The organism is Ruegeria sp. YKSD163, assembly GCF_059612905.1.
In genome coordinates, this window is sequence record NZ_JBXWRM010000029.1 from 1 (window position 1) to 26,993 (window position 26,993).

The 26,993-nt window shown below is 65.3% G+C and carries 24 protein-coding genes and 1 pseudogene; 15 read left to right on the forward strand and 10 right to left on the reverse strand.

Features of this window, described 5'->3' with window-relative positions:
* The 3 genes from AC2FNA_RS22335 to AC2FNA_RS22345 form a co-directional block, all read right to left on the reverse strand.
* The coding region (locus AC2FNA_RS22335) for a M3 family oligoendopeptidase (protein ID WP_496830381.1) at window positions 1-1,460 on the reverse strand (1,460 nt) is incomplete at its 3' end.
* 135 nt (window positions 1,461-1,595) lie between these two features.
* Complete coding sequence (locus AC2FNA_RS22340) at window positions 1,596-2,558, reverse strand: alpha/beta hydrolase (protein WP_496830383.1); 963 nt, start codon at window positions 2,556-2,558, stop codon at window positions 1,596-1,598.
* Window positions 2,558-2,848 (reverse strand): SCP2 sterol-binding domain-containing protein, encoded by a 291-nt coding sequence (locus AC2FNA_RS22345; RefSeq protein ID WP_496830385.1) that lies wholly within the window; start codon window positions 2,846-2,848, stop codon window positions 2,558-2,560. Before AC2FNA_RS22345 ends, AC2FNA_RS22340 begins: the two co-directional genes overlap by 1 nt.
* Before the next feature lie 79 nt (window positions 2,849-2,927).
* Here AC2FNA_RS22345 and AC2FNA_RS22350 point away from each other — a divergent pair, with 79 nt between their 5' ends.
* From AC2FNA_RS22350 to AC2FNA_RS22375, 6 genes and pseudogenes are all read left to right on the forward strand, one after another.
* The gene (locus AC2FNA_RS22350; RefSeq protein WP_496830387.1) at window positions 2,928-3,497 is read left to right on the forward strand and encodes a tetratricopeptide repeat protein; all 570 of its coding nucleotides are present in this window, start codon (window positions 2,928-2,930) and stop codon (window positions 3,495-3,497) included.
* Between the two features lie 33 nt (window positions 3,498-3,530).
* On the forward strand, window positions 3,531-6,392 hold the full coding sequence (locus AC2FNA_RS22355) for a helicase-related protein (protein ID WP_496830389.1): 2,862 nt from the start codon (window positions 3,531-3,533) through the stop codon (window positions 6,390-6,392).
* Window positions 6,393-6,398: 6 nt separating this feature from the next.
* A pseudogene (locus AC2FNA_RS22360) lies at window positions 6,399-6,674 on the forward strand (RNA-binding S4 domain-containing protein); the annotation flags it as partial.
* A 162-nt stretch (window positions 6,675-6,836) separates the two neighbouring features.
* Window positions 6,837-7,175 (forward strand): ferredoxin FdxA, encoded by a 339-nt coding sequence (gene fdxA / locus AC2FNA_RS22365; RefSeq protein WP_496830391.1) that lies wholly within the window; start codon window positions 6,837-6,839, stop codon window positions 7,173-7,175.
* Between the two features lie 292 nt (window positions 7,176-7,467).
* Entirely contained in the window at window positions 7,468-7,977 is a 510-nt protein-coding gene (locus AC2FNA_RS22370; RefSeq protein WP_234144906.1) for a CarD family transcriptional regulator, read from the forward strand.
* 114 nt (window positions 7,978-8,091) lie between these two features.
* Entirely contained in the window at window positions 8,092-8,865 is a 774-nt protein-coding gene (locus tag AC2FNA_RS22375) for an ion channel (RefSeq protein WP_496830392.1), read from the forward strand.
* 36 nt (window positions 8,866-8,901) lie between these two features.
* Here AC2FNA_RS22375 and cobS read toward each other — a convergent pair whose 3' ends face one another.
* Window positions 8,902-9,666, reverse strand: coding sequence for an adenosylcobinamide-GDP ribazoletransferase (cobS, locus tag AC2FNA_RS22380; RefSeq protein ID WP_496830393.1), 765 nt, complete (start codon window positions 9,664-9,666; stop codon window positions 8,902-8,904).
* A gap of 78 nt (window positions 9,667-9,744) precedes the next feature.
* Between cobS and cobT the strand changes: the two genes are divergently transcribed.
* The gene (gene cobT / locus AC2FNA_RS22385; protein ID WP_496830395.1) at window positions 9,745-10,755 is read left to right on the forward strand and encodes a nicotinate-nucleotide--dimethylbenzimidazole phosphoribosyltransferase; all 1,011 of its coding nucleotides are present in this window, start codon (window positions 9,745-9,747) and stop codon (window positions 10,753-10,755) included.
* 40 nt (window positions 10,756-10,795) lie between these two features.
* Here cobT and AC2FNA_RS22390 read toward each other — a convergent pair whose 3' ends face one another.
* Window positions 10,796-12,676, reverse strand: coding sequence for a monovalent cation:proton antiporter-2 (CPA2) family protein (locus tag AC2FNA_RS22390; RefSeq protein WP_496830397.1), 1,881 nt, complete (start codon window positions 12,674-12,676; stop codon window positions 10,796-10,798).
* Between the two features lie 19 nt (window positions 12,677-12,695).
* The gene (locus AC2FNA_RS22395) at window positions 12,696-13,151 is read right to left on the reverse strand and encodes an Lrp/AsnC family transcriptional regulator (protein ID WP_496830399.1); all 456 of its coding nucleotides are present in this window, start codon (window positions 13,149-13,151) and stop codon (window positions 12,696-12,698) included.
* Between the two features lie 144 nt (window positions 13,152-13,295).
* Between AC2FNA_RS22395 and hppD the strand changes: the two genes are divergently transcribed.
* Window positions 13,296-14,396, forward strand: a complete 1,101-nt coding sequence (gene hppD / locus AC2FNA_RS22400) for a 4-hydroxyphenylpyruvate dioxygenase (RefSeq protein ID WP_496830401.1) — start codon at window positions 13,296-13,298, stop codon at window positions 14,394-14,396.
* Window positions 14,397-14,515: 119 nt separating this feature from the next.
* Here hppD and AC2FNA_RS22405 read toward each other — a convergent pair whose 3' ends face one another.
* Window positions 14,516-16,801 carry a hypothetical protein gene (locus AC2FNA_RS22405; RefSeq protein WP_496830403.1) on the reverse strand — a complete coding sequence of 762 codons (2,286 nt, stop codon included), beginning with the start codon at window positions 16,799-16,801 and terminating at the stop codon, window positions 14,516-14,518.
* Between the two features lie 167 nt (window positions 16,802-16,968).
* On the opposite strand from AC2FNA_RS22405, the gene AC2FNA_RS22410 reads away from it, so the two are divergent.
* The gene (locus tag AC2FNA_RS22410) at window positions 16,969-17,667 is read left to right on the forward strand and encodes an SIMPL domain-containing protein (RefSeq protein ID WP_496830405.1); all 699 of its coding nucleotides are present in this window, start codon (window positions 16,969-16,971) and stop codon (window positions 17,665-17,667) included.
* A 95-nt stretch (window positions 17,668-17,762) separates the two neighbouring features.
* Complete coding sequence (locus tag AC2FNA_RS22415) at window positions 17,763-18,980, forward strand: MFS transporter (protein WP_496830407.1); 1,218 nt, start codon at window positions 17,763-17,765, stop codon at window positions 18,978-18,980.
* Window positions 18,981-19,014: 34 nt separating this feature from the next.
* Here the strand turns inward: AC2FNA_RS22415 and AC2FNA_RS22420 are convergent, their stop codons facing one another.
* Together AC2FNA_RS22420 and AC2FNA_RS22425 are read right to left on the reverse strand one after the other, a co-directional pair.
* On the reverse strand, window positions 19,015-20,307 hold the full coding sequence (locus tag AC2FNA_RS22420) for an O-acetylhomoserine aminocarboxypropyltransferase/cysteine synthase family protein (protein WP_496830409.1): 1,293 nt from the start codon (window positions 20,305-20,307) through the stop codon (window positions 19,015-19,017).
* A gap of 206 nt (window positions 20,308-20,513) precedes the next feature.
* Window positions 20,514-20,912: a rhodanese-like domain-containing protein gene (locus tag AC2FNA_RS22425; RefSeq protein WP_496830411.1), complete on the reverse strand. Its 399-nt coding sequence runs from the start codon at window positions 20,910-20,912 to the stop codon at window positions 20,514-20,516.
* 114 nt (window positions 20,913-21,026) lie between these two features.
* Between AC2FNA_RS22425 and AC2FNA_RS22430 the strand changes: the two genes are divergently transcribed.
* Window positions 21,027-22,073 carry an aldo/keto reductase gene (locus tag AC2FNA_RS22430; RefSeq protein ID WP_496830413.1) on the forward strand — a complete coding sequence of 349 codons (1,047 nt, stop codon included), beginning with the start codon at window positions 21,027-21,029 and terminating at the stop codon, window positions 22,071-22,073.
* Between the two features lie 82 nt (window positions 22,074-22,155).
* Here AC2FNA_RS22430 and AC2FNA_RS22435 read toward each other — a convergent pair whose 3' ends face one another.
* Entirely contained in the window at window positions 22,156-23,142 is a 987-nt protein-coding gene (locus tag AC2FNA_RS22435; RefSeq protein WP_496830444.1) for a GlxA family transcriptional regulator, read from the reverse strand.
* Between the two features lie 133 nt (window positions 23,143-23,275).
* Here AC2FNA_RS22435 and bcoG point away from each other — a divergent pair, with 133 nt between their 5' ends.
* Genes bcoG through AC2FNA_RS22455 form a run of 4 tightly spaced genes read left to right on the forward strand, consistent with a single transcriptional unit; the run spans window position 23,276 to window position 26,991 of the window.
* On the forward strand, window positions 23,276-24,193 hold the full coding sequence (gene bcoG, locus AC2FNA_RS22440; RefSeq protein WP_496830415.1) for a 3-dehydrocarnitine:acetyl-CoA trimethylamine transferase BcoG: 918 nt from the start codon (window positions 23,276-23,278) through the stop codon (window positions 24,191-24,193).
* Window positions 24,190-24,735 (forward strand): lipocalin family protein, encoded by a 546-nt coding sequence (locus AC2FNA_RS22445; protein ID WP_496830417.1) that lies wholly within the window; start codon window positions 24,190-24,192, stop codon window positions 24,733-24,735. The genes bcoG and AC2FNA_RS22445 overlap by 4 nt, the downstream gene beginning before the upstream one ends.
* A gap of 34 nt (window positions 24,736-24,769) precedes the next feature.
* Window positions 24,770-26,233: a carnitine 3-dehydrogenase gene (locus AC2FNA_RS22450; protein WP_496830419.1), complete on the forward strand. Its 1,464-nt coding sequence runs from the start codon at window positions 24,770-24,772 to the stop codon at window positions 26,231-26,233.
* A complete protein-coding gene (locus tag AC2FNA_RS22455) occupies window positions 26,230-26,991 on the forward strand; it encodes an SDR family oxidoreductase (RefSeq protein ID WP_496830421.1) in 762 nt (253 codons plus the stop codon). The genes AC2FNA_RS22450 and AC2FNA_RS22455 overlap by 4 nt, the downstream gene beginning before the upstream one ends.
* Window positions 26,992-26,993: the final 2 nt, after the last annotated feature.

Consider the following 26,993-nt stretch of genomic DNA (forward strand, 5'->3'; position numbering starts at 1 on the left):
GTCAACTCCCCCTGGCGGCGGGCGGCGTGCAGCTTGCATTCGAAGTCATAGAACGCGATCTGGCGCACCACCGTGTTGATCATGTCCTCGACCTTGCCGGCCAGCAGCACCTTGCGCTGTTCCTGGGTCTCGGCCTTTTCCAGCATCTTGCGGAAGGTCAGCATCTCGCCGAACACGCTGGCGGTCTCGGCCAGCGTCAGCGGCGTCGAGGAGAGCATTTCGCCCTGACCGGCGGCCAGCACCTGATGCACGCCATGGCCCAACTCATGCGCCAGCGTCATCACATCGCGCGGCTTGCCCAGATAGTTGAGCATCACATAGGGGTGCACCTCGGTCACGGTGGGATGGGCAAAGGCGCCGGGCGCCTTGCCGGGCTTCACGCCCGCGTCGATCCAGCCCTTGGAGAAGAAGGGCGCCGCGATCTCGCCCATGCGCGGGTCGAAGGCGTCATAGGCTTCCATCACCATGCGCTCGGCCTGCGCCCAGGGGATGGTGCGGGTGTCTTCCATCGGCAGCGGCGCGTTGCGGTCCCAGACCTGCATCCGATCCAGCCCCAGCCATTTGCGTTTGAGCTCGTAATAGCGGTGGCTCAGCTTGGGATAGGCGGCAACCACGGCCTCGCGCAGGGCCTCGACCACCTCGGGTTCGACGTCGTTGGACAGGTGACGGCCGGTCTGGGCGCTGGGCATCTTGCGCCAGCGGTCGATCACTTCCTTTTCCTTGGCGGCGGTGTTGTGGACGCGGGCAAAGGTCTTGATATTCTCGCGAAATACGCGGGCCAGCTCGTGGGCGGCGGCCTCGCGCTTGCTGCGGTCCTGCTCGGTCAACAGGTTCAGCGTGCCCTCGATGTTCAGCTCTTCGCCGTCGATGTCAAAGGTCAGCCCGGCGATGGTCTCGTCGAACAGCCGCTCCCAGGCGTCGCCCACCACGCCCAGATCATGCAGGAACCGTTCCAGCTCGTCGCTCAGCTGATAGGGTTTCATTGCGCGGATGCGGCGGAACACGGGCGCATAGCGGGCCAGTTCGGGGTTTTCCGCAAATCGCGCGGCCAGAGCGTCATCCTCGATCCGGTTCAGCTCCAGGGTAAAGAACACCAGCGGGGTGGTGAAATTGGTGATCTTCTCCTGGCAGTCGGACATGAACTTGGCCCGGCCCCCGTCGATGGTCAGCTGGTAATAGCGCAAGCCCGCAAAGGACATGATGCGTCCGGCGATGGCGCTGATCTTCTCGTTGCGCTGCACGCAGGTCAGCAGGGCGCCCGCATCCAGATCGGCCAGCTTGCCCTCGTAATCGGCGGCGAATGCGGCGCATTCGGTTTCCAGCCAGTCGAGGTCGCGCTTCAGTTCCGGCGCATCTTCTCCGGAATAAAGATCGCTCAGGTCCCATTCGGGCAGATTGCCGAGATCCTTGGAACCGGAACCGGCATTGGCGTCGCGAAGGGGAAAGGGCAGGTGGAACATGGGGGCCTCGTCATTTCTGGTTACCCCACACTTAAGGAGCGCAGCCGCCCACCGCAACCGGCAAGACCGGGAGTGTGCGCTTGCGGCAGGCGGCGAGAAAATTCGACGAATTTTCCCTGGCGTGCCAGCGCGCGGTCAGGCGCTGCGTTGCAACTGGTTCGGTGCCGAAAACAGGGCGGCCATCCGGTCATAGACCGGGTCGCGCACTTCTGGCGCCTCCATCAGCACCTCGTGTTCGCCGTCCGGGATCTCGACCAGTTCGCCACGCGGCCAGCGCGCCATGCGGTCGCGCACCGCCTTGCGGTCGACGATCTGCTCGTGGCTGCCCAGAAAGGTCAGGCAGGGCAGGTCGGGCGAGGGGCGGTTATCCAGCGCGCGGCACTCCGCCAGCGCCTCGCGCAGCCAGATATTCGTGGGAGCGCCAAGCGCAAGTTCCGGATGCGCGGCCAGCTGCCTGCGCATCATCTCGTACATCGCCGGGTCACGGGTCAGCGAATTGCCCTGGAATTCCTGCGCCTGCACATAGGGCTCCAACGTGGTGGTGGCGGGATGCTTGTGCCCCATGCCGATGGCCGGGGCCAGATTGGCGGTTATCCAGCTCAGCGGCTTCATCATCGGGGTAAAGAAAATGCCCCACATCGGCCCGGTAAAGGCGCAGGCTGCAACCGGCAGCCCCTCCATCACCGCGCGCAGCCCGATGGCGCCGCCCATGGAATGGCCGACCATGAACCAGGGCTTCGGCAGTTCGAGTGTGGTGGCCAGTTCCACCGCCGCCGCCACGTCGCGCTGGAAGTCGGTGAAATTCACCACATGCCCCAGGTGGCGGTCCTCCAGCAGCCTGTCGGCCAGACCCTGACCGCGCCAGTCCACGGTCAGCATGGCAAAGCCGCGCGCCACAAAGGCCCGCGCCGCATCGCCGTATTTCTCGATATATTCGGTGCGCCCGGGAAACATCAGCACGGTGCCACGCGCAGTGCCCTCGGGGCGCCAGTGACCGGCGCGGATGCGCAGACCGTCCGAGGTCTGTATCCAATGGGCCGCGCCACCGGCGGGGCCGCCGGCCACGTCTTCGAACAAGGGGGCCGGCGTCAGGGTCATCAGGCCAGCACCGAGGCCAGTTTCATCGCCACGCCCATGTCGCCGTCGATGGTCAGCTTGCCGGACATGAACGCGCCGGTGGGATTCAGTTCACCCGACAGGATCTGCTGAAAGGTATCGGCATCCGCCGACAGGGTCACATCTGCCTCTTCGTCGCTGACCCGGGCGCCCGACCCATCCAGCACGATCGCGCCCATATCGACGATGGCGAATTTGGCGGTGGCATCGAAACCGGCGCCAGACAGCTTTTCGTTCAGCTCGGCGGCGGCCTGTTCAAGAGTGTCGCTCATTGTGTTCCTCGGTCTTTGTTTGGGGCGTGACGCAGCCCTCGTGGACAACGCCGTTTAGCGCGCTAAAGTATGAACTGTTATGATCGCATTGCCTGTAAAGCTCAAAGATATCGTTGCGGCACTCTGGCTGATATCCGCCATTTCCGGGGGAGTGTCGGCGCAGGAGGTCGAGCCGATTGACGAAGCCGTCCTGCTGGAGGAACTGGTCGGGGCCGATCCCGTGCGCGCTCGTCAGATCGACCGCGAATTGCAGGTGCTTTGGGCACAATCGGGCTCTGCCTCGGCCGATTTCCTGCTCAAGCGCGGACGCGACGCGCTCGAGGCGCAGGATATCCCCGCCGCCATCGAACATCTGACGGCTTTGACCGATCATGCGCCCGATTTCGCCGAGGGGTGGCATGCCCGCGCTTCGGCCTATTTCGCCGCCGACCTCTATGGCGCCGCCGTGGCCGATCTGGAGCGCTCGCTGGCGCTCAACCCGAACCAGTATGATGCGATCTTTGGGCTTGGGTTGATCTTCGAGGCGCTTGAGCGGCCTGAAACGGCCTATGCCGTCTATACCCGGGCGCTGGCTATACATCCGCATCACGAGGAAGTAACCAGTGCCGTGACTCGACTGAAATCCCGGATCGAGGGCCAGGCGCTCTGACGCGCCGCACCGGGCCGGGCAGGGGGCAGACAGGTGAGCGGATCAACGCGGATCGTGGCCGTCCTCGGCCCGACCAACACAGGCAAGACGCATTACGCGATCGAACGGATGCTGGGCCATCGTACGGGGGTGATCGGCCTGCCGCTGCGCCTGCTTGCGCGCGAGGTCTATGACAAGATCGTGGCGCTGCGCGGCCCCTCGGTGGTGGCGCTGGTCACCGGCGAAGAGCGAATCGTGCCGCCGCGCACCCAGTATTGGGTTTGCACGGTCGAGGCGATGCCCGAGGGGCTGGGCGCCGATTGCGTTGCCGTGGATGAAATCCAGCTCTGCGCCGATCCCGAACGCGGCCATGTTTTTACCGACCGCTTGCTCAGGGCGCGCGGGCTGCACGAGACGCTGTTTCTGGGCTCCGACACCATGCGCGGACCCATCGCGGCGCTGGTGCCCGAGGCGCAATTCGTCCGCCGCGAGCGGATGAGCCAGCTGGTCTATACCGGCTCGAAAAAGATCACCCGGATGCCACCGCGCAGCGCCATCGTCGGGTTCTCGGTCGAAAACGTCTATGCCATCGCCGAGTTGATCCGCCGGCAAAAAGGGGGTGCTGCGGTGGTGATGGGGGCGCTGTCCCCGCGCACCCGCAACGCGCAGGTGGATCTCTATCAGAATGGCGAGGTCGATTACCTTGTCGCCACCGATGCCATCGGCATGGGGCTGAACCTGGATATCGACCACGTGGCTTTTTCCGCGCTCAGCAAGTTCGATGGCCGCCGCATGCGCCCGCTGGCGCCCAACGAGTTGGGCCAGATCGCGGGCCGGGCCGGGCGTGGCATGGCCAGCGGTACCTTTGGCGTGACCGGCGAGGCGCGGCCGCTTGACGAGGGCATGGCGCAGGCGGTCATGGAGCACCGCTTCACCCCGCTCAAGAAACTGAACTGGCGCAACAGCGCGTTGCGCTTCAACTCGGTCGATGCGCTGATTTCCGCGCTGGAAGAGGCGCCCAGCGGCGAACACCTGCTCAAGGCGCGCGAGGCCGACGACCTGAGGACGCTGAAATCGCTGGCGGGCGAGGCCGAGGTCATTGCCCGCGCCAGCGATGGCGCTTCGGTCCGGCTGCTCTGGGATGTCTGCCGTATTCCGGATTTCCGCGGTATCAGCCATGCCGAGCATGCCGGTCTTTTGCAGGTGATCTTTGGTCATCTGCACGAGCGTGGGGCCATTCCCGATGATTTCATGGCCCGGCAAATCCGTCGCATCGACCGCACCCAGGGCGACATAGATACTCTGTCCAAACGGCTGGCCTATATCCGCACGTGGACATATGTCGCGCAACGGAACGGCTGGGTCCGTGACGAAAGCCATTGGCGCGACGAAACCCGCGCTGTAGAAGACAGGGTGTCGGATGCGCTGCACGAGCGGCTGACACAGAGATTTGTGGACCGGCGCACCAGCGTGCTGCTGCGCCGGCTCAAGCAGAAGGAGGCCCTTTTGGCCGAAGTGAACGACAAGGGTGAAGTGACGGTCGAAGGCGAATTCGTCGGCCGTCTCGAGGGATTCCGCTTCATGCCGGACAAGTCCGCGCAGGGGGCCGAGGCAAAGGCGCTGAAGTCGGCGTCGTTGCAGGCGCTGGCGCCGCAGTTCCATCTGCGCGCCGACCGGTTCTATAACGCACCCGATACCGAGATCGACTTTACCGAACAGGGCGGTCTGATGTGGGGCGAATATGCGGTGGGCAAGCTCACCGCCGGCGCCGATCCGCTGAAACCGCAGGTCGAGGTGTTTGTCGACGAGGCCGCCGGCCCCGATGTCGAACAGAAGGTGCAGCGCCGCCTGCAGCATTTCATCGACCGCAAGGTCGCGGCTCTGTTCGAGCCGTTGTTGGCGCTGTCGCGCGACGAGGCGCTAAGCGGGCTGGCGCGTGGCTTTGCCTTCCGCATGGTCGAGAATTTCGGCATCCTGCCGCGCGCCGACGTTGCGCAAGAGGTCAAGGATCTGGATCAGGAAGCGCGTGGCGCCCTGCGCAAGCATGGCATCCGCTTTGGCCAGTTCACCATCTTCATGCCGCTGCTCTTGAAACCGGCGCCAACCCGTCTGCGGCTGGTGCTGTGGTCTCTGGCCCGGGGCCTGTCGGAATTCCCCGAGGCGCCTCCGCCGGGGCTGGTGACGGTACCCTCGGTCAAGGATGCCGAACCGGGTGTCGATACCATGTGCGGCTATCGCATCTCGGGCGAGCGGGCGATCCGCATCGACATGCTGGAGCGTCTGGCCGACATGCTGCGCGCCAAGGATAGTCGCGCCGGGTTCGAGGCGACGGCGGATATGCTGTCGATCACCGGCATGACGTTGGAACAGTTCGCCGACCTGATGCAGGGGCTGGGCTACAAGGCCGAGCGCGGCGAACGTGCCAAGGTGAAGCCGGAGCCTGTCGAGGCCGCTGCCGTGGCAGAGGACGAGACTGCGGCCACGGACAGCGTCGAACCGGCGCCGGCGGACACCGCCGAAGCCGTGGCCGAGGCCCCCGCAGAGACAGCGGAAACCGCAGAACCGGCAGAATCGACAGAGGCCGCCTCGGACGCGGCAGAGGTCGAACCTGAGCTTGAGGTCTTCTTCACCTTCACCTGGGCCCGTGTTGCCCGCCAACAGCAGGGCCGTGGCCCGCGTCGCGAGGGCCGTGGCCAGCCGGGGCAGGGAGAAGGCCGCGCCAAGGACCGCCCGCGCGGTGGTAAACCACAAGAGGGTGGACGCCGCCGCGATGGCAAGCCCCAGGGCGGCAAGGGCGGCAAACCCGGCCCGCAAGGGGCCAAGACCTATTCCTCGCGCCCGCCGAAGAAGGAAAAGGCGATCGACCCCGACAACCCCTTTGCCGCCGCGCTTATGGGGCTCAAAGAGGGCAACTAAGCTGTCATGGCAGAGGCGCCCACCCGGCTCCGCATCGACAAATGGCTCTGGCACGCGCGTTTCTTCAAGACGCGCGGGCTGGCGGCCGAGGCGGCCGGATCGGGGCGTATCCGTGTCAATGGCAATCGTGTCTCGAAACCCGCGCATGCGGTGGGGCCGGGGGATGTGCTGACCTTTGGCCAAGGCCGTCAGGTTCGGGTGATCCGGGTCGAAGCGCTGGGGACACGGCGTGGCCCGGCGCCCGAGGCGCAAACGCTGTATACGGATCTGGACGCGGACCGGAACGATGCTCGTCCCGCCGAAGCCTGACCGGAACGCTGTCGCGCCTTACCCGCCTGCGGCGGGATGCCCGGCCTTTCCGGACACCGCCGGGGGCGATCCTCCCTTGAAGAACACGCCACTCTGATTTAGCTAGTCGGGCAACGAACCAGTGGAATTCAGCTCATGACCTATGTCGTCACCGAAAACTGCATCGCCTGTAAATACACCGACTGTGTCGAGGTATGTCCGGTGGACTGTTTCTACGAGGGCGAGAACACGCTGGTCATCCATCCCGACGAATGCATCGACTGCGGCGTGTGCGAACCCGAGTGCCCTGCCGACGCGATCCGCCCCGATACCGAACCGGGGATGGAGCAATGGGTGGAGTTCAACCGCAAGTATTCCGAGCTGTGGCCGGTCATCGTGACCAAGAAAGACCCGCTGCCGGACGCCGAAGAGCGTGACGGCGAGTCCGGCAAGATGGAGAAGTACTTCTCCGAGGCGCCGGGCGAAGGCGGCTGACACATCGCGCCGATTCGCTTGCGAACCCGTGTTCGCGGCACGCCGGATCGCGCCAGAGCCTTGATCGCAAAGGGTGAATGCGCCTTTGTGATCTCTCTCCCTTTCCGGGGGGCTAATTTTATGGTACATTCCTTTTGTATATGATGCCAATGATCGGGATGAGCGCCAAAAGCTGGCTCGCTTTTGGGCAATAGTGTTTGTGATGAAACTTAGCGACTCGCGGGGGCCGGTGCTCCCGAGTGTCGATTTTTTTGTCGCGGCGATCCCGGTCAGCAACCAAGGAAAGACCTGAATGACCAAGTCGAAAAAGCTCGAGTTCCGCCCGAACGATTATGTGGTCTACCCGGCGCATGGCGTCGGCCAGATCATCTCGATCGAAGAGCAGGAAGTCGCCGGGTTCAAGCTCGAGCTGTTCGTGATTTCCTTTGAAAAGGACAAGATGACCCTGCGGGTGCCCACCAACAAGATCACCGAATCCGGGCTGCGCTCGCTCAGCTCGCCGGACGTGATCAGCCAGGCGATGAAGACGCTCAAGGGCAAGGCCAAGGTCAAGCGCGCGATGTGGTCGCGCCGTGCGCAGGAATACGAGCAAAAGATCAATTCGGGCGACCTGATCTCGATCGCCGAGGTGGTCCGCGACCTGCATCGCACCGACGACCAGCGCGAGCAGTCCTATTCCGAGCGTCAGCTCTACGAGGCGGCGCTGGAGCGGCTGACCCGCGAGGTTGCCGCCGTGTCGGGCGCCGACGAGATGGCCGCCGCCAAGCAGGTCGACGATGTGCTGACCTCGCGCGCGGCCTGACGCCGGATGCGACATTTTGCGGGCCGTCCCCTTGGGGCGGCCCGTTTTTTTGCGCGGCATTCCCGAGCGTAGGGTACTAGGCTGACAACAGATCGGTCAGGACAGAGAGGGCAGATGCATACTGTCAAGGCAGCAGTCCGCAAACTCTATGTCGGGCGGGAACCGGGGTCGGTTCGGTTTCGCTATGGGCTGATCCTGTTCGACCTGTCGACCATCCTCTTTTTCATCGCGACCGCGCATCTGCCGCATGGTCGGCTGTTGACCGCGCTGAGCGTGGTGATCGGCCTCGTCATCCTGTGCGACTTCAGCGCGCGATTGTGGATTGCCAAGCAGCGGCGCGAGTTTCTGACCCGCATCTATACCATCGCCGATATCATCGTGATCCTGTCGTTGCTGCTTGATCCCTTCCTCACGCAAAGCCTGGCCTTTCTGCGCATCTTGCGTGGCCTGCGGCTGATCCATTCCTATCACCTGCTGCACGATCTCAGGCGCGACAGCCGCTTTTTCCGCACGCATGAGGATGCTATCGTGGCGGCGGTCAACCTCTTGGTCTTCATCTTTCTGACCACGATGGCGGTGCTGGTGTTCTTTATCCCGCCGGGCAGCCGCGAGACGCCCTATATCGACGCGCTCTATTTCACCATGGCGACGCTGACCACAACCGGCTTCGGCGACATCACCCTGCCGACCCCGGCGGGCAAGCTGTTCTCGGTCTTTGTCATGGTGGTGGGTGTAGCGCTGTTCGTGCGTCTGGCGCAGGCGATCTTTTCCCCGCAGAAGGTACGTTATCGCTGTCCCGATTGCGGCCTGTTCCGGCACGACCCGGACGCGGTGCATTGCAAGCATTGCGGCGGGTTACTGAATATCGAGACGGGCGGGGCGGGCTAGGCCCCCGGCATTCTCGGTCCAGCCGCGTCTGCCGACCTAAAGCGCGGCCGACAGCGCCAGCAGGCAGGTGATCTCGGCCAGCTGCTGCGCGGCGCCCAGGATATCGCCGGTCTGGCCGCCGATCTTGGCCCGGGCAAGCGCGGCTAGACCCAGCACCGCCAGCGCAGCCAGCATCGCCGGGATCAGCACCGCCCAGCCGGCCAGCAGCAGCGCCAGCACTGCCGCCAGCCCAAGGCCAAGTGAAACCGCTTGCGGCGTCGGGCGCCCCACCAACTGGCTGAGGCCCGCGCCGCGCGCATTGGGGAGGGCGGCCATCAGCACCGGCATCAGCGCGCGCGACCAGACCGCCGCCGCCACGGCCGCGCCAAACGCACCGCCCGCGACCAGCACGGACAGCGCCGCCAGCCGCAACGCCTGGCTCAGGATCAGCGCCAGCACGCCATAGGTGCCAATATGGCTGTCCTTCATGATCTCCAGCCGCCGCTCTGGCGTGAAGCCCCCCCACAGCCCGTCGGCGGTATCGGCCAGCCCGTCCTCGTGCATGGCCCCGGTTGTCATCACCAGCACCACGAGCATCAGCCCGGCCACCGCGACCGGCGCCAGCCCGGCGGCAAGCGCCAGCGCGCCCGTGGCCCAGGCCAGCGCGCCCACCGCCAGCCCCGCCAGAGGAAAGGCCCAGACGGCCGCGGCCTGCCGGGCAAAGGCGGGTTCGGGCAGGGCGGGCAATGGCAGGCGGGTCAGCAAGACCAGCGCCAGCAAAGGATCCCGGGTTGAAATGGCAGCAATGTCGTTTTTGCGCATCTCTCCGCCTTTCAAGGTCTTGTCGTGTCGGGTGCATTGGTTAAACACGGGCGGACCCAGGATGCAAAGAGGCTTTCCATGCTGCCAGCGCTTACCGATCTCGCCCAGTTCCGCGACCTGCTGACCTCGGCGCCCGGTCCCGATACCGCCGCTCGCGCTGGCGCCGAAGAGCGCAACGGCCAGTTGACCAAGCCGCCCGGAGCGCTGGGGCGGTTAGAGGATCTGGCGATCTGGTATGCAGGCTGGCGCGGCGATGCCCGGCCCCGGATCGAGGCGCCGCAGGTCATTGTCTTTGCCGGCAACCACGGGGTGACGGCACAGGGTGTCTCGGCCTTTCCTGCCGAGGTCACGGTGCAGATGGTGATGAATTTCGAACATGGCGGCGCCGCCATCAATCAGCTGGCGCGGGCCGCCGGGGCGCGCATGGATGTGCACGCGCTGGAACTGGACCGTCCGACGCAGGATTTCACCCAAGGTCCGGCGATGGACGCTGACGAATTGCTGAGCGCGCTGCAAACCGGCTGGGCGGCGGTCGATCCAGGGGCCGATCTGCTGGTGGTGGGGGAGATGGGCATCGGCAACACCACCCCGGCTGCGGCGATCGCGCATGCGCTGTTCGGGGGCGCGGCGGGCGACTGGACCGGGCGCGGTACCGGGGTCGATGACGCGGGGCTTGCCAACAAGACGCGCGTCGTGGCCGAGGGCGTTGCCCTGCACACCAGCCGCGACGGGCTGGAGGTATTGCGTTGCCTGGGCGGGCGCGAGATCGCCGCCATGGCGGGCGCAATTGCCGCCGCACGTCAGCTACGCATTCCGGTGATCCTGGACGGGTTCATCTGCACGGCGGCGGCGGCGACGCTGGCAGCGGTTGCGGCGCATGCGCTGGATCACACCGTCGCGGGACATCAGAGCGCCGAGGGCGCACACAAGGCGCTTCTGGAGAAGCTGGGCAAAGAGGCGCTGCTGTCGCTCGGCCTGCGACTGGGCGAGGGCTCGGGCGGGGCGCTGGCGATCAATATCCTGAAAAGCGCCGTGGCCTGCCATTCCGGCATGGCCACCTTTGCCGAGGCCGGCGTTTCGGACGGCTGAGCGCCGCTCCTCCGGCCCTTGCGGGCCGTCCTCGCGGGGATCAGGCCGAGCGCCGCTCTGCCAGTTCCTCGCTCAGTTCCATCAGCGCCGTCTCAAGATCCTTTTGCAGCGCCTGCGAGCGTTCGACATAGGCCTTGTTGTCGGCGGTGGGGATGTTCGGGTCCCAGACCTCGGCCAGATCGCGTACCGCCTGGCGGTCGTGGTGGTAGAAGGTCTGCGCCGCCTGCGCCGCCTCGTATTCGCTGAGGCCGACGTTTTCCAGCACATAACGCCCGGCGCGGACCGAGCTGTCGAACATCTCGCGCACGATGTCATCGGCGCCGGCGCGATATAGCTCATAGACATGGTTGCGGTCGCGCGCGCGGGCGATGATATGCAAATCGGGGCGCTGGCGGCGGGCATAGGCCACCAGCTTGGTGACCTGATTGTCATCATCCAGCGCCGCCACCAGCACCTGTGCCTTGGCCAGTCCCGCCGCCTTGAGCAGTTCGGGCCGGGTCGGATCGCCCAGGAACCCCTTGACGCCAAAGCGCCGCATCAGCTGGATCGTCTCCATGTCGTGATCCAGCACGATGGTCTTGAACCCGCTGGCGGTGACCAGCCGATTGACGATCTGGCCAAACCGGCCGATGCCCGCGATGATCACCGGGCCCTGTTCGTCGATCGTGTCGGGCACCATATCAGCAACATGGTCACGCATCCGGCGCGACAACAGCTCGTAGAGGATGAACAGAAGCGGCGTGATCATCATGGTCAGCGCGATGATCATCAGCAGCTTCTGCGACAGATGTGCCGGGATCACGTTCTGCTGGGTGGAAAAGGCCAACAGGACAAAGCCGAATTCGCCCGCCTGCGCCAGACCCAGCGTGAACAGCCAGCGGTCGCGGCCCTTCAGCTGAAAGGCGCGACCGACGATATAAAGGATGACGCCCTTGAACAGGATCACCAACAACGCCAGCCCGATCAGATCGAGCGGATCGGCAAGGAAGAAGCCCACATCGATCCCGGCGCCCACGGTGATGAAGAACAGGCCCAGCAGCAGGCCCTTGAACGGCTCCAGGTCGCTTTCCATCTCGTGGCGGAATTCCGAGTTGGCAAGGACCACGCCGGCCAGAAAGGCGCCAAGCGCGGGCGACAGGCCCACCAGCGTCATCAGGAACGAGATGCCCACCACGATCATCAGCGCCAGCGCGGTATACATCTCGCGCAGGCGGCTGGCATGGATGAAGCGGAACAGCGGCCGGGTCAGATAGATGCCCGCCAGCACCACAAAGGCGACCGCGGCGATGGTGACCAGCGTCACCGCCCAGCCGGGCAGCCCCTCGACGAGTGACAGGCTGGCCTCGTGCCCCGCGCCCGATGCATGCGCGCGGTTGATCGACCCGTCGCCTGCGAAATGGGCCACCGGCGCGCTGGCCAAGAGCGGCAGAAAGGCCAAGATCGGGATCACCGCGATATCCTGCGTCAACAGGACCGAGAAGGTCGCTCGCCCGCCATTGGTCTGCATCAGCCCCTTTTCCGACAGGGTCTGCAACACGATCGCGGTCGAGCTGAGCGACAAGGTCAGGCCCACCGCCAGCGCCACGCTCCAGGGTTGGCCCGCCACCATCGCGACCACCATGATCGCCAGCGTCGAGACCCCCACCTGCAGCCCGCCCAGGCCCAGCAGCTTGTCGCGCATGTCCCAGAGCGCGCGCGGCTCCAGCTCCAGCCCGATCAGGAACAGCATCATGACAACGCCGAATTCGGCCACATGTTGCAGATCGGCGGTTTCGGCGCCGACCAGGCCCAGGACCGGCCCGATAATCAGACCCGCCGCCAGATAGCCCAGCACCGAGCCCAGCCCCAGCCGCGCCGCCAATGGCACGGCGATCACGGCCGCGGCCAGGTAGATCGTCGCCTGATACAGAAAGCTTTCCATCTCTCTCCCTTGTGCCGCCTCAGGTGGGCAGCGGTGCGTCGCGTTTCAGCTGATCCATCACGATCTGGCTTTGTACCCGGGCAACAGCCGGATGCGGCAGAATCACCTCGTGCAGCAACCGGTTGAGCGCGGGCAAATCGGCGCAGTAGACATGCAGCAGATAATCCGCTTCGCCGGTCATCGTCCATGCGCTTGTGATCTCCGGGCGGGAATTCACCATCCGGGCGAATTTGGCCGACTGATCGGGGCCGTGAGTGCCCAGGTGCACCTGGATAAAGCCCTGCACATGCAGGCCCAGTTTCAGCGGGTCGAGCTTGGCGGCATAGCCGGTGATGTAGCCTTCGGCCTCCAGCCGCTGGCGCCGCCGCCCGGCCTGGCTGCTGGACAGGTGCAGCATCTCGCCCAGCTGCTGCGCGGTCAGATGCGCGTCCTTTTGCAGGGCGTCGAGCAGGCGCAGATCCATCGAATCCAACATATGCGCGTTTTCCTCGTTTTATACCATCCTAATGCGTAAATCTCGCACGTAAACCAAAGCAGCTCAAAAACAATGCGCAAAATCGGCGTGACTGAAGGCGTATTCTCGACTCAGCAAATGTTTCGCCACATCAGGAGACGCGCCATGGGTCCTTTCCCGCATAACGCCCCGAAATCCGAGATCACGCCCGAGAACCCCGCCGGCACCGACGGGTTCGAATTTGTCGAATTCGCCCATCCCGAGCCGCAGGTGCTGCGCGACCTGTTCGCGCGGATGGGGTTCGACATGGTCGCGCGCCACAAGGACAAGCCCGGGATCGAGCTGTGGCAGCAGGGCGATGTCACCTATATCCTGAACGCCGAAAAAGGCAGCTTTGCCGAGAAATTCATCGAGCTGCACGGCCCCTGCGCCCCCTCGATGGGCTGGCGCGTGGTGGATGCGAAAGCGGCCTTCGATCATGCGGTCAAGATGGGCGCTGAACCCTATGAGGGCGACGACAAGACCATGAACGTCCCCGCGATCAAGGGAATCGGCGGCTCGCTGCTCTATTTCATCGACCAGTATTACGACACCTCGCCCTATAATACCGAGTTCGAATGGCTGAAGCAGTCCAAGCCGCGTGGCGACGGGTTCTTCTATCTCGATCACCTGACCCACAATGTCTTCAAGGGCAACATGGACAAGTGGTTCAAGTTCTATGGTGACCTGTTCAATTTCCGCGAAATCCGCTTCTTTGACATCCAGGGCAAGTTCACCGGGCTTTACAGCCGGGCGCTGACCTCGCCCTGTGGCCGCATCCGCATCCCGATCAACGAGGACCGTGGCGAGACCGGCCAGATCGTGAGCTATCTGAAGAAATATAACGGCGAAGGCATCCAGCATATCGCCGTGGGCACCGACGACATCTATGACTCGGTGGATGCCATCGCGGCCAAGGGGCTGAAATTCATGCCCGGCCCGAACGAGGCCTATTACGACATGTCCTATGACCGGGTTGCGGGCCATGACGAGCCCAAGGACCGGATGATGAAACACGGCATCCTGATCGACGGCGAAGGCGTGGTGGATGGCGGCGAAACCAAGATCCTGCTGCAAATCTTCTCGAAGACCGTTATCGGGCCGATCTTCTTCGAATTCATCCAGCGCAAGGGCGATGACGGTTTCGGCGAGGGCAACTTCAAGGCGCTGTTCGAAAGCATCGAGCGCGAGCAGATCGAAAGCGGCGAGATCAAAGCCGCCGAATAAGGGAAGGGGGAAGGGGGGCTCTGCCCCCCGATGACAAAATTCGACGAATTTTGTCCTCTCCCCCGGAGTACTTGGAGCGAAATGAAGTGCGGGGCCGGAAGGCTTCGCCCTTCTTTGTCTTAGCCGCTGGGAATGCGCAGAGTCAGGTTGCGCGCGCCTTTCTGATAGCGCAACTCGCTGTCGCCAATGGCGGTGATGCGGCCACCGTCGATACTGTCGCCGACCTTGACCTTCTTGTAGCGGCCCGAGGGCAGGCGGACCAGCGCGCGGCGATTGGCGGGCGTGCCGTAGACGCCGATCAGGTTCAGGTCGCGCAGGTTGATCGCGTTGTCGAGCGTAGCCTGCCGTGCGACCGAAGTAGGGGAGGGCGCCTTGGGTTTCACGGTGGCGGCGGCGAAACTGCCGCTGTCATCGGCGTCGGCGCTCCGGTTCAACCCGGCGGTCGAGCCGAGATTGCCGCTGGATGCGGCGGCGGCTGTGGCCAGTTTCTCGGGACGCAGGCGAGGTTTGCGCGCCGTGGCCACCGCCAGCGGGCTGACCGCCTGGGCCTCATCCTCGGTGGCTTCGTCCTGTAGGGCGGCCAGTTGCTCTTGCAGCGATGCGGGACGTGCCTTGGGCCGCAGGCCGGCCAGTTCGCTCAGCGAACGGCCCCCGAATTGCGACCGTTCGGACTGTTCCACCAGGTCCTCGGGGCGGAGTTTGGGGCGCACGCTGGCCAGACGCTGCTGGGCCACGTCTACCTCGGGCGGAGCTTCGAACCGGACCGGAGGGGCCGGTGGCACCTTGGACGGCCGGCCCGCATAGACCAGGACCCCATCGGGGTTGACCGTGCCATCGGGCGTCGCCTCTACCAGACCGCGCGGGTCCAGATCGAAGCTTTGGCCGGGGGTGGCCGAGGGGGCGCTGCCATCGGGGGCGGCATCGGTGTCGAACCCTGCGACAGGCGGCAAGGCAACCGCATCCTGAAACAGGTCGGTGCGGTCGATCGAGGCGACGAACAGGTCGTTGAGACCGATCAGACCAGGAACCTCGGGTGGTTCCGGGGCCTCGGACAATGCAAGCTCTGTGGCTTCGGTCCCGCTGGGTTCAGGTTCGAAATCCAGGTCCTCGACCTGTTGCGGCTCGACGCGCAGCGCTTCGAGCACCGCACTGTCGGTGCCGCTCAGGCCCGGCAGTTCGGGGGCGTCCTGCGGTGCGACCAGTTCTTCGGGATCCTCATCAATCGAGGCCGGTGCCTGCGGGACGGTCTGTTCCGGCGTGGCGTCGGATGCCGCCCCGGCGTTTGGCGCTTCGATCACGGCCGCGGGCGGGGTGGCCAGCGGATCGGGATCGCGGAACAGCCCGGTCAGGCCACCTTCGGTAAACAGCGATGCAAAGGCTGCGACGGCCGCGAGAAACAGCAGCAGGCCCACCGTCAGGATCACGCCAAGATAGCGCGGCTTGCCACCGATACCGCCGCTGCGAGCGCCGAAGATGGTCAGCCGCTCGGCCTCGGTTCGGGGCACCTGATCGGGGCGTTCCGCGGCTGCGAAGGCGGTGACCGGCATCTCTTCGGTCACCGGGCGTGGTGCATCCAGCGGGGGGGCACGGCGCGAGTTGAAACCGCTCTCGACGGCGATTTCGGCACCGGATGGCATCGGCGCGCTTTCGGCCGGTGACTCGGGTGGAACATCGGCCTCGGAGGGCGGTGGAGCCTCTTGATCAGGGGTGTGCGTTGGCGTGGCGACGACGGGCGGTGCGGTTGCGGTTTCGGTCTCGGCCGGTTCGGCGTCCGGTTTGGCGCGTCGGCTGGAAAAGCTGATCGCCGGAGCGGCGGGTGCTTCGACGGTGGTCGGGGCAGGAGGCTCGGTATCGGGAAACACCGCCGGGCCGATCACCACGACCGCGATCCCGTCAGGCTCTACCGCTTCGTCACCAACCAGGTCGCGGGTGGTACTGGCGGGTCCGAAGAAAGGTTCGCCTAAGAAGGAATTGTCGTCCGGAACCGCGACAAAGCTGACCGGGTTGAACCCGTGTTCGGTGGCAAAGGCCTCGGCCTCGTCGAGCGTCTCGCGGGCAACGGCGGCCACATGGGTCACTTCGCCGTCGGGCGAGGTGTCATAGGCCAATTCTTCCAGCTCATAGGGGGTGGCGGCGGCGACCTCCTGTTCGATCAGGGCATGGCGGGTTTCGCCCTTGAACGGGCCGGTCTCGACGGACAGATAGCGGATCTGCTCGTTGGGCAGGATCAGCTTGCACTGCAGATCCGTTTCCAGCCGCAACGCATCCTTGCGCAAGCCGCGCAGCGCCGCCGCCAGATCGGGTGTGTCCAGCGCGACCGCGCCCACTTTTCGCCAGCCACCGGCGGCGCGATGCAACAGGGTGATCCCCTCGAAGGAAAGCGACAGCGCAAAGGCGGGTTTCATGTGACCAGTCTAACCGTTCCTGAATGGCTTGGGGCACCCACTGGCGAGCGCCACGGCGCGACATTAAAGCAGAGATTTGCCGAGGGAAAGAATTACTCCGGTTTTCCCCTTGCCGCGCGACATGCCGCCACCCCATCTTTGATGGCGAGGATAGCAGGAGAACATAAATGAGGACATTGATTTTTCTGGTGGCGGCCTTGCTTTTCGCGGCGGTCGGGCTGGCCCGCGCGGATGAGCAACCCGGTCATATCACCGTGACGGGGAGCGGTACCGTCGAAACGGTTCCCGACATGGCGGTGATCACCCTGGGCGTCACCCACGAGGCCAAAGAGGCGCGCGCGGCGCTGCTGGCCACGTCTGAAGCCGTGCAGCAGGTCTTTGACCGGTTGGGCGAGATGGGTATCGAGGCGCGCGACATGCAGACCAGCGACCTGTCGCTGTCGCCGGTCTGGTCGAACCGCGCCTCCACCAGCGAGCCGCCGAAGATCACCGGCTTTCAGGCCTCGAACCGGGTTACGGTGCGGGTGCGTGACCTGGCGGCGCTGGGCGGTATCCTGGACGCGGTGGTCAGCGACGGGGCCAACACGTTCAACGGGCTGGAGTTCGGGGTCAAGGAGTCCAAACCGCTGCGAGATCAGGCGCGCGCCAAGGCGGTGGCGGATGCGCAGGACCGCGCCCGGCAACTGGCCGAGGCGGCCGGGGTGGAACTGGGCCGGGTGGTGTCGATCTCGGAACAGTCCTACGATCCGCAGCCGCGCCCGATGATGCGTATGGCGGCCATGGCCGAGTCCATGGATGTGCCTGTTGCCGGTGGCGAGATCGGGTTGAGCGGAAGTGTCACCATGGTGTTCGAGATCCGGCAATGATCCGCTTTGCGGGCGGCCTGCCGCCCGCATCGACCCTGCATTGACCATGGCGCAGGGTCGCGCCACTCTGTCCCGAACCTGACCCGGAGACTGTGATGGCCGCGCCGCTGGTAATCCGAAATCGCAACTTTCGACTGCTCTTTACAGCAGGTGCCCTGACCAATCTGGGCGACGGGGTGCTGGTCTTGGCGCTGCCCTGGCTGGCAGCGCTGATGACCCGCGACGCGGTGGCGATTGCCGCCGTGGCTGCGGCGGCGCGGTTGCCCTGGTTGCTGTTTGCCCTGCCTGCGGGGGTGATCATCGACCGCAGCGACCGGCGCAAGTTGATCGCGCGGGCCGATCTGATGCGGGCGGAGATCGTACTGGCCATCCTTCTGCTGGCGCTGGGCGATCCGGCGCCGGGGGCGATCTGGGCGCTTGCGGGGCTGGCCTTTCTGCTGGGCGCGGCCGAGGTGCTGCGCGACAATGCCGCCCAGACCATCCTGCCCGCGCTGGTCGACCCCGACGATCTGGAGGCCGCCAATGGCCAGCTCTGGAGCACCGAGCAACTGACCGGCCAGTTCATCGGCCCGCCGCTGGCCGGCGTGCTGATCTCGGCCGGTATCGCGGTGCCCTTTGGCCTCGACGTGGCGGTGCTGGTGCTGGCCGCCGGTCTGGTCTGGCTGATCTCGCTGCCGCCGCAGGTACCCAGCCGCGCGCGGTTCGCCCAGGCACTGGCCGAGGGGATCGCCTTCATGCGCGGCGACGCGCTGTTGCTGCGGCTGGCGGTGGTGCTGGGGCTGGCCAATTTCATCGCCATGGCCACGATCACGGTGCAGGTCCTGTTCGCGCAGGAGGTGCTGGGTCTTGGTGCCGCGCAGTATGGCATGGTGCTGTCGGCGGGGGCGGTGGGCGCGATCTGCGGCAGCCTGCTGGCGCCGCGCGCGATGCGGTTGATCGGCACGCAAGCCTGCCTGCTCCTGTCGATCGCGGTCTGGGGCGCGGGCTATGCCAGCATCGGCCTGTCGAACAGCGGCTGGGTGATGGGTCTGGCGCTGACGGCGATCATGGCGGCGGCGATGCTGTGGAACGTGATCACCGTGTCCTGGCGCCAACGCCGTATTCCGCCCGCCATGCTGGGCCGGGTCAACAGCATCTATCGTTTCTTCGGCTGGGGCTCGATGCCGCTGGGGGCGCTGGCGGGTGGCGCCCTGGTGGTGCTGGCCGAACAGCAGATGAGCCGCGAGATGGCGTTGCGCGCGCCGTTCCTGCTGGCGGGCCTGTGCTGTCTGGCGCTGCTGATCTACGCGTTGGCGCGGCTGCGGCTGGAGTGAAAAGGGCGGCCCCTGAGGGCCGCCCCGGTTCCGATCAGGCGGTGGCCTTGGTCAGCGCCTGATCCAGATCGGCGATCAGGTCGTCGGCATCCTCGATCCCAATCGAGACGCGCACCACATTGGGCCCGGCGCCCGCCGCTTCCTGCTGCTCGGGTGTCAGCTGGCGGTGGGTGGTCGAGGCCGAGTGGATGATCAGCGAGCGCGCATCCCCCAGGTTGGCCACATGGCTGAAGATCTCGAGCGCGTTGACCAGCTTGACGCAGGCCTCGTAGCCGCCCTTGACCGCAAAGGTGAACAGCCCGCCAGCGCCTTTGGGATAACAACGCTCTGCCCGTTCGGCATACGGAGACGAGGGCAGTCCGGCATAGGTGACATAATCGACGCGTGGATCGGCCTCGAGCCAGGCGGCGACCGTTTTTGCGTTCTCGACATGGCGCTGCATGCGCAGGCTCAGTGTCTCGATCCCCATCAGCGTGTAATGGGCGGCCTGCGGGTTCATGGTCATCCCGAGGTCGCGCAGCCCGATGGCAATGCCATGGAACGTATAGGCGAGCGGGCCAAATGTCTCGTGGAACTTGAGCCCGTGATAGGCCGGTTCCGGCGCGCTGAGCGAGGGGAACTTGTCACTGGCCGACCAGTCGAAACGGCCGGAATCGACAACGCAGCCGCCGGTGACCGTGCCGTTGCCGGTCAGGTATTTGGTGGTGGAATGCACCACCAGCGAGGCACCATGTTCGAACGGGCGGCACAGATAGGGGGTGGCGCTGGTATTGTCGATGATCAGCGGCACGCCGGCGGCATCGGCCACATCGGCCACCGCGCGGATATCGGTCACATAGCCGCCCGGATTGGCGATGGATTCGCCGAACACCGCGCGGGTATTGTCATCGATGGCCTCGCGCAGCGCGTCGAGATCGTCGAAATCGACGAACTTGGCCGACCAGCCGAACCGTTTGATGGTCTGGCTAAACTGGGTCACGGTGCCGCCGTAAAGCCGGGTCGAGGCAACCACGTTGCAGCCCGGCTGCATCAGCGGGAAAAGGGCCATGATCTGTGCCGCGTGGCCCGAGGAGCAGCAGACTGCGCCGACACCACCCTCGAGCGTGGCGATACGCTCCTGCAACACGGCCACGGTCGGATTGGTCAGGCGGGAATAGATGTAACCCACCTCTTGCAGATTGAAGAGGGCTGCGGCGTGATCGGCATCGCGGAACACATAGGCCGTGGTCTGATAGATCGGCGTCTGCCGCGCACCGGTGGCCGGGTCGGGCCGCGCGCCGGCGTGGATCTGCAGCGTGTCGAACCCGTAGTTGGGCGTATCGGACATGGGTGATCTCTCCCTTTGAAACTCACTTGCACCGATCTCTAGGCGATAGATGATCGCCAGACAACAACAGCCCGCATGCGTCAGGCGCGGGACCAAGGATTTCCTGAAATCCTTGTCCACAGGATTTTGGAAAATCCTGTGTCAGCGCCTGGATCAGGCGCTTGGACAAAGTGTCAAATGACACTTTGGATCGCTGCCGCCGGGGCTCAGGTCTTGTCGGCGACGGGCCCATCCTGTTTCACCCATTCGGTGAAACCACCTTCGAGATGCATGACCGGCGCAAGGCCCATCTCCTGGGCGGCCTGGGCCGCCAGCGCCGAACGCCAGGCGCTCGCGCAGTAGAACACGTAAGTCTTGTCCTGGTTGAAAACAGGTTTGTGATAGGGGCTGTCGGGGTCGATCCAGAATTCCAGCATGCCACGCGGGCAGGAGAAGGCGCCCGGGATCATGCCGCTGCGCTGCAACTCGCGGATATCTCGCAGATCGACAAACACATGATCGGGATCGTCATAGAGAGCCTTGGCCTCGGCCACCGGCAGCGTTGCGACCTGCGCATTTGCCTCTGCCAGCAAGGTCTTGATTCCCTTTGTGATCTTCTGCGCCATTGTCTGCCCCTCCGGTTGCCGTTCAGGCTGACGCAATTGGCGGCAAAGCTCAAGAGGGGTTGCCGCCACGTGTCCCTCCGCTAGGGTCTGGCCCGGACAAGAGGGAGCCGAGACATGAAAACGAGACCGCTGGGCCGCACCGGCATCGAGGTGAGTGCGCTTTGCCTGGGCACCATGACCTTTGGCAGCCAGACAAGCGAGGCCGACAGCCATGCCCAGATCGACCGCGCCCTGGCCGCTGGCATCACCTTTGTCGACACCGCCGAGATGTATCCGGTGAACCCGGTCCGCAAGGAGACCGTGGGCCGCAGCGAAGAGATCATCGGCAGCTGGAACCGGGCGAACCCGGCCCGGCGCGGAGACTACGTGCTGGCGACCAAACATTCCGGCGCCGGGATGGCGCATTTTCGCGATGGCGCCCCGATCTCGGGTCAGACCATCGCGAGAGCGGTCGAGGGCTCTTTGAAACGGCTGGTGACCGATCATATCGACCTCTACCAGTTCCATTGGCCCAATCGCGGCAGCTACATGTTTCGACAGAACTGGCGCTATGACCCATCGGGACAGGATGCGGGCGCGGTTCTGGAAAACATGGCCGATTGCCTTGAGGCGCTGCAGCGCGAGGTCGATCGCGGCACCATCCGCGCCTTTGGTCTGTCGAACGAAAGCGCCTGGGGGACCGCGCAATGGCTGCGGCTGGCCGAAGCGGGGCAAGGGCCGCGGGTGGCGTCGGTGCAGAACGAATACTCGCTGCTTTGCCGCCTTTACGACACGGATATGGCCGAGCTGAGCGTGAACGAGGATGTGGGGCTGATGGCCTTCTCGCCACTGGCTGCGGGGTTCCTGACCGGCAAGTATCAGAGCGGCGCGGTGCCCGAGGGATCGCGCATGTCGCTGGTGCCCGAGATGGGCGGGCGCAAATCCGAGCGGGTGTTCGATGCGGTCGACGCCTATCTGGACATTGCCCGCCGGCACGGGTTGGACCCGGTGCATATGGCGCTGGCCTGGTGCCAGACCCGACCCTTCATGATGTCTGCGATCTTTGGGGCCACCACTCTGGCGCAGCTCGATCATGTGCTGGCCGGCGCCGATCTGACCCTGTCGGACGAGGTTCTGGACGAGATCGCGCGCGCCCACAAGGCGCATCCGATGCCGTATTGAGCGGGGCGGGGGCTCTGCCCCCGGCCTACAAAATTCGACGAATTTTGTAGGCTCCCCCGGAGTATTTGTGGCGAAATGAAGATCAGGGTTCGGCGGGTTGGGTTCGGGCCTGCCGCAGGTCGCGGGCCGATTGGCCGTTCTGGGTGCGAAAGGCACGTGCAAAGCTCGATTGCGAGGTAAAGCCGGTGGCCTGTGCCACTTCCATCAGCGGCATCTCGGTGTCGGTCACCAGCCGCCGCGCTTCGGCCAGGCGCAGTTGCAGGTAATGGTCCTGCGGCGTGGTACCTAACCTCAGGCGGAACTGCTGTTGCAGGGTGCGCGGGCTGGTGCCCAGGGTCTCGGCGATCTCGGCCAGCGACAGCGGCTCGTCCAGCGCCGCCTCCATCAGCGCGTTGGCCCGTGCGGTCAGCTTGTTGTGGCGGTGCGGGGCGCCGGTCCTGCGCTGCGGGGTGCCGGGCTGGGGCGCGCCCTCGTATAGGAACAGCCCGGCCACCCGGGCGGCAAAGCCCGCGCCGTGGCGCGCGGCGATGATATGCAGCATCATCTCGATGGCGGGCATCGCCCCGCCCGAGGTGAGCCGGTTGCCCGAGACGGCAAAGCGGTCGTGGCGCACGTCGATTGCCGGGAACCGGCTGGCGAAATTGTCCAGATCCTCCCAATGGGTGGTGGCGGCGTGACCGTCGAGCAGCCCGGCCTCGGCCAAGAGCCACGGGCCGCCGTCGATCCCGGCCAGCGTGGCGCCGCTCGCCGCGATCCGGCGCAGCCCGGCGAGCAGGCTGGGCGTGGCGTGGCGTGCCAGATGGAACCCCGCCACCACGATCAAGAGATCGCAGGTTTCGAGCCGCGCCAGCGGCAGGCCCGGCACCATCAGACCGCAGGTCAGCCGCGCGGGCGCGTCTGTCGCAGTGACATAGTCCCAGTCGAAGGCATGGCGGTCGGCCAGCCGGTTGGCGGCGCGCATCGGGTCCACCGCGGCGGCAAAGCTGAGCGTGTTGCAATCGTCCAGCACCAGAAGCGCGCATTTCAGCGCGCGATGCTCGGGCTGGAGAATGTTTTTCGCGGATTTTATCAAGTTCGATTCGCATTCTGGCAAGTGGTCGCCGCAAGGCTGCGCCAGAGTCGAACTCAACGCAAATCGGAATCCGGGGACAAATCTGGGGAAAACCCGGGGGAGAAGCCGGTAAAAACAAGGGAAAACCGACATGCCTCTGGAAATGAACCGCGAGGTCTTCATCACCTGCGCCGTCACCGGCTCAGGCGGCACCCAGGATCGCAGCCCACATGTGCCGCGCTCGCCCAAACAGATCGCCGACAGCGCCATCGCGGCGGCCAAGGCGGGGGCCGCGGTGGTTCATTGCCACGTGCGCGACCCCGAGACAGGGGCGCCCTCTCGCCGGCTGGACCTCTATCGCGAAGTGACGGACCGCATCCGCGACGCCGAGGTTGATGTGGTGCTGAACCTGACTGCCGGCATGGGCGGCGACATGATCTTTGGCGATGTCGAACACCCGCTGCCCTTGCGGGCGCAGGGCACCGACATGGTCGGCGCCACCGAACGTGTGGCGCATGTGGCCGAATGCCTGCCCGAGATCTGCACGCTCGACTGCGGCACCATGAACTTTGCCGAGGCCGACTACGTGATGACCAACACGCCCGGCATGCTGACCGCCATGGGGCGGATGATGACCGAACTGGGCGTCAAGCCCGAGATCGAAGCCTTCGATACCGGCCACCTGTGGTATGCCAAGCAGCTGGTCAAGGATGGCGTGCTCGAGGGCCCGGCGCTGGTGCAGCTGTGTATGGGGGTGCCGTGGGGCGCGCCCGATGATCTCAATACCTTCATGGCGATGGTCAACAACGTGCCCGACGACTGGACCTTCAGCGCTTTTGCGCTGGGGCGCAACCAGATGGCCTATGCCGCCGCGTCGGTGCTGGCGGGGGGCAATGTGCGCGTCGGGCTCGAGGACAACCTCTGGCTCGACAAGGGCGTGCTGGCCGAGAACTGGCAGCTGGTCGAACGGGCCGCAGGCATCGTGTCGAACATGGGCGCGCGGGTGATCGGCCCGCAAGAGGTGCGCGAGAAACTGGGCCTGGTGAAACGCGCGCCGGTGGCGAAGTGAACCGGCTGGCGGCGGCGCTCGCGGCTATCCTCACCCTTGCCGCGTCGGTGGCAGGGGCCGACACCTATCGCGACCGCTCGGTCGGGATCAACGCGGTGCCGACGTTGGACATCGACCGCTATCTTGGCCGCTGGTACGAGATCGCGCGCTTTCCCAACCGGTTCGAAGAGGGTTGCGTCGGTGTCACCGCCGACTATGCCCTGCGCGACGACGGGCAGGTGAGTGTTACCAACACCTGCCGCAAGGGCGCGCTCGACGGGCCGGTGACCACCGCCGAAGGTGTGGCGCGGGTCGAGGGGCCGGGCAAGCTGTCGGTCACCTTCGTGCCCTGGCTGCCCTTTGCGCGCGGCGACTACTGGGTTCTCTATATCGACGCGGGCTACACCGTTGCTGCCATCGGCGCACCCCGGGGCAAGACCGGATGGATCCTGGCACGCACGCCCCGGATCGGCGCCGACATGCGCGCCCGGGCCGAGGCGGCGCTGGCCGCCAATGGCTATGACACGAGCAAACTGATCGACGTGGTACAAGAGCCGCGTTGAAACACGGAACATGGACAAAGAAGGAGAGGCCGTCATGACAACGGCTGCAATCATCGGTGGCGGCGTGATCGGCGGCGGCTGGGCCGCGCGCTTTTTGCTCAACGGCTGGGATGTTCGGGTGTTCGATCCCGACCCCGAGGCCGAGCGCAAGATCGGCGAGGTGCTGGCCAATGCCCGCCGCTCGCTGCCGGGCCTCAGCGATATGCCGCTGCCGCCCGAGGGCAAGCTCAGCTTTCACGCCGATCTGGCTGAGGCGGTAAATGGGGTCGCGTGGATCCAGGAGAGCGTGCCCGAGCGGCTGGACCTGAAGCTGAAGGTCTATCGCTCGATCCAGGAGGCCTGCGATCCGGATGCGATCCTTGGCTCATCGACCTCTGGCTTCAAGCCTAGCGAATTGCAGGAAGGCGCGCTGCGCCCCGGTCAGATCGTGGTGACGCACCCGTTCAACCCGGTCTACCTGCTGCCGCTGATCGAACTGGTAACGACGCCGGACAACAGCCCCGAAATGATCGAGCGCGCCAAGGAGATCATGCGCGGGCTGGGTCAGTTCCCGCTGCATGTGCGCAAAGAGATCGACGCCCATATCGCCGACCGCTTTCTCGAGGCCGTCTGGCGCGAGGCGCTGTGGCTGGTCAAGGACGGCATCGCCACCACCGAAGAGATCGACGAGGCGATCCGCATGGGGTTCGGCATCCGCTGGGCGCAGATGGGCCTGTTCGAAACCTATCGCGTGGCGGGCGGCGAGGCGGGCATGAAGCATTTCATGGCGCAGTTCGGTCCCTGCCTCAGCTGGCCCTGGACCAAGCTGATGGATGTGCCCGAATTCACCGACGAGCTGGTCGACCTGATCGCGGGCCAGTCGGATGCGCAATCGGGTCATCACACGATCCGAGAACTGGAGCGTATCCGCGACAACAACCTTGTCGGCATGATGCGGGCGCTCAAGGCGCAGAACTGGGGCGCGGGCGCGGTGCTGAACACGCATGACGCGGCGCTGAAGCCCAAGGCGCTGCCCGATCTGGATACTGCCGACCCGACCCAGCCGATCCTGACCTTGTCGCGGGCGGTGCCGCTCGACTGGACGGATTACAACGGTCACATGACCGAGTCGAAATACCTGGAGGCCTTTGCCAATTCCACCGACCGGTTCATGGAGATCATCGGCTGCGATGCCGACTATATCGCCAATGGCGGCAGCTATTTCACCGCAGAAACCCATATCCGCCATCTGGACGAGACTCACGCAGGCGCGCGGATCCGGGTCGAAACCCAGATGTTGCTGGGGCAGGGCAAGAAGCTGCACCTGTTCCACCGCATGTACGAGGGGGACAAACTGCTCGCCACCGGCGAGAGCTTCCTGCTGCATGTAAGTCTTGAGACCCGGAAACCCTGCGCGCCGGCGCCTCAGATCGAGGCCGCCATGGCCCGCATCGCCGAGGCGCAGGCGGGGCTGCCGTACCCCGAGGGCGCGGGCAACGCGATCCGGAAACCGGCATGAGCGCGCGGGTCCTGATCACCGCCGGTGCCGGGGGCATCGGCCGCGCTATGGCCGAGGCCTTTGACGCGGCGGCGGCGCGGGTCTGGATCGCGGATGTGGACAAGGCGGCGCTTGCCGCCTGTCCCGCCCACTGGCGGCAGAGTGTTGTGGATGTGGCCGACGAGGCCTCGGTTGCCGCGCTCTTTGCCGAAATCGAGACCGAGTGGGGTGGGCTCGATACGCTCTGCTCCAATGCGGGCATCGCCGGACCGACGGCACTGGTCGAGGACATGCCGCTTGACGGCTGGCGCGCCTGTATCGCTGTCAATCTCGACGGTGCCTTTCTCTGTGCCAAATACGCCGTGCCGCTGCTGAAACGGCAGGGCGCGGGCAGTATCGTCATCACCTCCTCGACCGCCGGGCAGTACGGTTATCCGCACCGTTCGCCTTATGCGGCGGCGAAATGGGGGGTGATCGGGCTGGCCAAGACATTAGCGATGGAGCTTGGCCCGAACGGGATCCGCTGCAACGTGATCTGTCCCGGTTCGGTCGAAGGCCCGCGGATGGAGGGCGTGCTGGCGCGCGAAGCCGCTGCCAAAGGCATGACCCGCGATCAGGTCTATGCGGGTTACGCCTCGGGCACCTCGATGGGCCGGTTTGTCGAGGCGGCGGATATCGCCAACATGGCGGTGTTTCTGGGATCCGACGCGGCGCGGCTGGTGTCGGGGCAGGTGATTGCGGTCGATGGCCATACGGTGAACCCCGACCCCAAGGTCTGACC

Bases quoted from the DNA above. Each gene is read 5' to 3' on its own strand.
- AC2FNA_RS22345 (WP_496830385.1), bottom strand. From the start codon at position 2,848: ATGAGCGACACTCTTGAACAGGCCGCCGCCGAGCTGAACGAAAAGCTG.
- AC2FNA_RS22395 (WP_496830399.1), bottom strand. From the start codon at position 13,151: ATGTTGGATTCGATGGATCTGCGCCTGCTCGACGCCCTGCAAAAGGAC.
- AC2FNA_RS22455 (WP_496830421.1), top strand. From the start codon at position 26,230: ATGAGCGCGCGGGTCCTGATCACCGCCGGTGCCGGGGGCATCGGCCGC.
- bcoG (WP_496830415.1), top strand. From the start codon at position 23,276: ATGCCTCTGGAAATGAACCGCGAGGTCTTCATCACCTGCGCCGTCACC.
- AC2FNA_RS22370 (WP_234144906.1), top strand. From the start codon at position 7,468: ATGACCAAGTCGAAAAAGCTCGAGTTCCGCCCGAACGATTATGTGGTC.
- hppD (WP_496830401.1), top strand. From the start codon at position 13,296: ATGGGTCCTTTCCCGCATAACGCCCCGAAATCCGAGATCACGCCCGAG.
- AC2FNA_RS22430 (WP_496830413.1), top strand. From the start codon at position 21,027: ATGAAAACGAGACCGCTGGGCCGCACCGGCATCGAGGTGAGTGCGCTT.
- fdxA (WP_496830391.1), top strand. From the start codon at position 6,837: ATGACCTATGTCGTCACCGAAAACTGCATCGCCTGTAAATACACCGAC.
- AC2FNA_RS22410 (WP_496830405.1), top strand. From the start codon at position 16,969: ATGAGGACATTGATTTTTCTGGTGGCGGCCTTGCTTTTCGCGGCGGTC.
- AC2FNA_RS22350 (WP_496830387.1), top strand. From the start codon at position 2,928: ATGATCGCATTGCCTGTAAAGCTCAAAGATATCGTTGCGGCACTCTGG.
- cobT (WP_496830395.1), top strand. From the start codon at position 9,745: ATGCTGCCAGCGCTTACCGATCTCGCCCAGTTCCGCGACCTGCTGACC.
- AC2FNA_RS22420 (WP_496830409.1), bottom strand. From the start codon at position 20,307: ATGTCCGATACGCCCAACTACGGGTTCGACACGCTGCAGATCCACGCC.
- AC2FNA_RS22375 (WP_496830392.1), top strand. From the start codon at position 8,092: ATGCATACTGTCAAGGCAGCAGTCCGCAAACTCTATGTCGGGCGGGAA.
- AC2FNA_RS22390 (WP_496830397.1), bottom strand. From the start codon at position 12,676: ATGGAAAGCTTTCTGTATCAGGCGACGATCTACCTGGCCGCGGCCGTG.
- AC2FNA_RS22405 (WP_496830403.1), bottom strand. From the start codon at position 16,801: ATGAAACCCGCCTTTGCGCTGTCGCTTTCCTTCGAGGGGATCACCCTG.
- AC2FNA_RS22450 (WP_496830419.1), top strand. From the start codon at position 24,770: ATGACAACGGCTGCAATCATCGGTGGCGGCGTGATCGGCGGCGGCTGG.
- cobS (WP_496830393.1), bottom strand. From the start codon at position 9,666: ATGCGCAAAAACGACATTGCTGCCATTTCAACCCGGGATCCTTTGCTG.
- AC2FNA_RS22415 (WP_496830407.1), top strand. From the start codon at position 17,763: ATGGCCGCGCCGCTGGTAATCCGAAATCGCAACTTTCGACTGCTCTTT.
- AC2FNA_RS22425 (WP_496830411.1), bottom strand. From the start codon at position 20,912: ATGGCGCAGAAGATCACAAAGGGAATCAAGACCTTGCTGGCAGAGGCA.
- AC2FNA_RS22340 (WP_496830383.1), bottom strand. From the start codon at position 2,558: ATGACCCTGACGCCGGCCCCCTTGTTCGAAGACGTGGCCGGCGGCCCC.